The organism is Streptomyces sp. NPDC048612 (genome assembly GCF_043199295.1).
GTDB lineage: Bacteria > Actinomycetota > Actinomycetes > Streptomycetales > Streptomycetaceae > Streptomyces.
Window position 1 is genome coordinate 1 of sequence record NZ_JBICVV010000061.1, and the last position, 4,370, is coordinate 4,370.

Here is a 4,370-nt window from a genome sequence, read left to right on the forward strand (position 1 = left end):
CTGTACTCGCTGAGCAGGGTGCGCGTACGAAGAAGTTGTCGGTCAGTCACGCGTTCCACTCGGTTTGTATGGAGCCGATGCTGGAGGAGTTCCGTACGGTCGCGCAGTCGCTGACGTACGAGACCGCGCGTATCCCGGTCGTCTCCAATCTCACGGGCGAGATCGCGGGTCCGGAACTCTCCACTCCCGACTACTGGGTGAGGCATGTCCGTGAGGCGGTGCGTTTCGCCGACGGCGTTCAGACTCTCCATGCCCAGGGCGTGACGCGCTTCATCGAGCTGGGCCCGGACGGTGTCCTGACGGCCATGGCGCAGTCCACCCTCACCGACGCCGAGAACGCCCTCTTCGTCCCGGTCCTGCGCAGGGACCGCGACGAGGCCCACAGCCTCGTCACCGGGCTCGGCCAGCTCCACGCCCACGGCGGCACGGTGGACTGGTCGGCGTTCTTTGCCGGTACGGGTGCCCGCCGCGTCGCTCTCCCCACGTACGCCTTCCAGCGCAGCCGCTACTGGCTCGACGCGACCCCGGCCGCCGTTCCTCGGCAGGACGGTGTGGACGCCGAGTTCTGGGATGCCGTCGAGGGGGGTGAGCCGGGGGCGCTGGCCGATGTGCTTTCGCTCGATGCCGATCAGCTTGCCCCCGTCCTGCCGGCCCTGACCTCCTGGCGACAGCGCCGCATGGAACAGCGGCAGCAGGCGTCTTTCCACTACGAGATCGCCTGGAACCCCGTGGCCGTGACCGTGGCCCCCGCCGAAGGCATTCGCGACTGGGCCGCCGTCGTTCCGGCCTCCGACACGGACGTGGCGCAGACCCTGTCCGTACGCGGAGCGGTCGTCGTCTCCGTCCAGGGCGAGGCCGATGCCGACATCGCCGAGCTGATCCGGAAGGAGGCCGGGGACACGCGGCTCAAGGGCGTCCTCTCCCTGTTGCCGGACGGGCCGTCGACGCTCACTCTCCTCCAGAGCCTGGTCACCGCGCAGCTGGACATCCCTCTGTGGTGCGTCACACGCGGAGCCACGTCGGTCGGCGAGGCGGACCCCGCGCCCTCCGTCGACTCCGCCGGGGTGTGGGGTCTGGGCCGGGTCGCCGGTCTCGAACTGCCGCAGATGTGGGGCGGGTTGATCGATCTGCCCGCCGCTCCCGAGGCTCAGGACTGGGACCGTATGGGCTCGGTGCTGGCCGCCGGTTCCGGTGGCACCGGCACCGGCAGTGACAGTGAGGATCAGGTGGCGGTTCGTTCGGGCGGCGTCTTCGCCCGGCGCGTAGTGCGGGCGACGGCGACGGGGATGGCAACGCCGTCTTCGCCGGGTGACGCCTGGCGTCCACGGGGCACTGTGCTGATCACGGGTGGTACCGGTGCCTTGGGTGCGCAGGTGGCCCGTTGGGCGGTGGCCGAGGGCGCGGAGCGTCTGGTGCTGATCAGTCGTCGTGGGCCGGACGCGCCTGGTGCGGCCGAGTTGCGTGACGAGCTGGTGGCGCAGGGTGCCGAGGTGGCTGTCGTGGCTGTGGACGCGGCCGACCGGGATGCGTTGTCCGGCGTACTGGCTGCGTATCCGCCGGACGCCGTGGTGCACGCGGCAGGCGTCGCCCGTGTCGCGCCGCTTCTGGAGTGTGGCGCGGGGGACCTGGCCTCGGTCGCGGAGGGGAAGGTCCAGGGCGCGATGCTTCTGGACGAGCTGACGCGGGACCGTGAGCTGGACGCGTTCGTGCTCTTCTCGTCGATTTCGGGTGTGTGGGGCAGCGGTGGCCAGGCGGCGTACGCGGCCGCCAACGCCCGGCTCGACGCGCTCGTCGAGGCCCGGCGGGCCTCGGGCCTGGTCGCGACCTCGCTGGCGTGGGGTCCGTGGGAGGGCGAGGGGATGGCCGCCGGTGAGGCCGGCGACGAACTCCGGCTGCGCGGACTCAGGCCCCTGCAGGGCGAATCGGCCCTCGCCGCGCTGGGGACCGCCGTTGGCAGCGGCCGGCCGCTGACCGTCCTCGCCGACGTCGACTGGGAGCGGTTCGCGCCCGTCTTCACCGCCCTGCGCCCCAGCCCGCTCTTCCGGGAACTGCCCGAGGCGGCCCGTGCCGCCGAGCCCGCGACCGGCCCCGCCGACCCCGAGACCCGGGCCGACGACCTGGTGAAGCGGCTCACCCCGCTCGCCCCCGCCGACCGCGGGGCCGAACTCGTCCTCCTCGTACGAGACCGTGCGGCGCGCGTGCTCGGGCACACGACCCCCGAGGGCATTCCCGGCAGCCGGGCCTTCCGCGAGCTCGGGTTCGATTCCCTCACGGCCGTCGAACTGCGCAACCTGCTCAGGGAAGCGACCGGGCTCTCACTGCCGGCCACGCTCACGTTCGACTTCCCGACCCCGGCCGCGATCGCCGAGCACCTCCAGTCGCTGCTCTTCGCGGACGAGGACGGCGTACCGGCAGCCGCGGGCGACCCGAAGGAGGCCGCGCTGCGGGATGCGCTGGCGACCGTACCTCTGTCGCGCCTGCGCGACGCCGGGCTGCTGGACGCCCTGTACGACCTCGCAGGCCTGGACCCCGAGACATCCGCCGGGTCCAGGGACCTGGAGCACTTGGACTCGATCGACGCGATGGACGCCGCGAGGCTCATCGAGATGGCACTGGACCACGGTGATTCCTGATGGTCTTCGACAAGTGGAGCGCATGATGGCTACCCCCGACGACAAGCTTGTAGAAGCCCTCCGGTCCTCGATCAAGGAAGCGGAACGCCTGCGTCTGCAGAACCGCCGCCTCCTCGACAGCGCCAGCGAGCCCATCGCCATCGTGGCGATGGCCTGCCGGTTCCCCGGCGGCGCCAACTCGTCCGAGCAACTGTGGGAGCTGGTGTCCGGCACCGGCGACCGCGATGCCATCGGCGCGTTCCCGACCGATCGCGGCTGGGACCTGGACGCGCTCTTCGACCCGGACCCCGAGAACCCCGGCACGTGCTATGCCCGCGAGGCCGGATTCCTGGACTCCATCGCCGACTTCGACGCATCCCTCTTCGGGGTGTCGCCACGCGAGGCGGTCGCCCTGGACCCGCAGCAGCGGCTGCTCCTGGAGACCTCGTGGGAGGCCATCGAGCGGGCCGGGATGGACCCGACGGGCCTGCGTGGCCGCCGCGCAGGCGTGTTCGTCGGCACGAATGTTCACGACTACCCCGAAACCCTGCGCGACGCGTCCGACGAGGTCGAGGGATACGTCGCCACGGGCAACGCGGCGAGTGTCGTCTCGGGACGCGTCGCGTACACCTTCGGCTTCGAGGGCCCGGCGGTCACGGTCGACACGGCGTGTTCGTCGTCGCTGGTCGCGCTGCACCTGGCGGCCCAGTCGCTGCGCCAGGGCGAGTGCGACCTTGCCCTCGCGGGCGGCATCACCGTGATGTCGACCCCGGCCGCCTTCGTCGAGTTCAGTCGCCAGCGCGGCCTGGCGGCGGACGGCCGCTGCAAGGCCTTCGCCGGCGCGGCGGACGGCACGGCCTGGGGCGAGGGCGTCGGCATGCTCCTCGTCGAGCGTCTGTCCGACGCGCGCGCCAAGGGACACCCGGTGCTCGCGGTGGTCCGGGGCAGTGCGGTGAACCAGGACGGTGCGTCGAACGGGCTTACGGCTCCGAATGGTCCGGCCCAGCAGCGCGTGATCCGCAGCGCCTTGGAGAACGCCCGACTGGAGCCGTCGGACGTGGACGTGGTGGAGGCGCACGGTACGGGGACGGCTCTCGGTGACCCGATCGAGGCGCAGGCGCTGCTGGCGACGTATGGGCAGGGGCGGGAGTCCGGGCGTCCGTTGTGGCTGGGTTCGGTGAAGTCGAACATCGGTCACACGCAGGCCGCTGCGGGTGTGGCCGGTGTGATCAAGATGGTCGAGGCGATGCGCCGCGGCGTGCTGCCGAAGACCCTGCATGTGGACGAGCCCTCTCCGCAGGTGAACTGGTCGGAGGGAGCCGTCTCTCTGCTCGTCGACGACATCACGTGGCCGGAGACGGGGTCGCCACGCCGCGCGGGCGTCTCGTCGTTCGGCATGAGCGGCACGAACGCGCACGTGGTCCTTGAGCAGGAACCTGAGGTGGCTGCCGCCGCTGAGAGCGTTGAGCCCGTTGCGCCGGTGGGTGGTGTGCCGGTGCCGTGGGTGGTGTCGGGCAGGTCGGAGGCGGCGTTGCGGGGGCAGGCTGCGCGGCTTGCGGCTGCGGTGTCTGTTGCGGATGAGTCGCCGGCGGATGTGGGTTTCTCGTTGGTGACGTCGCGGGCGGCGTTGGAGCATCGGGCTGTGGTGGTGGGTGGGTCGCGCGATGAGCTGGTGGTGGGGCTTGAGGCTGTTGCTGAGGGTCGTGGTGCGGCTGGTGTGGTTGAGGGTGTTGCCTCGGATGCGGGTCGGGTGGTTTT

The 4,370-nt window shown here is 71.5% G+C and carries 2 protein-coding genes; both read left to right on the plus strand.

Features of this window, described 5'->3' with window-relative positions:
* Positions 1-2,633 (plus strand): SDR family NAD(P)-dependent oxidoreductase (locus ACGFN2_RS35855; protein WP_393367174.1); only part of this gene is annotated, 2,633 nt, incomplete at its 5' end.
* A 22-nt stretch (positions 2,634-2,655) separates the two neighbouring features.
* A partial coding sequence (locus ACGFN2_RS35860; protein WP_393367176.1) for a type I polyketide synthase occupies positions 2,656-4,370 on the plus strand: 1,715 nt, incomplete at its 3' end.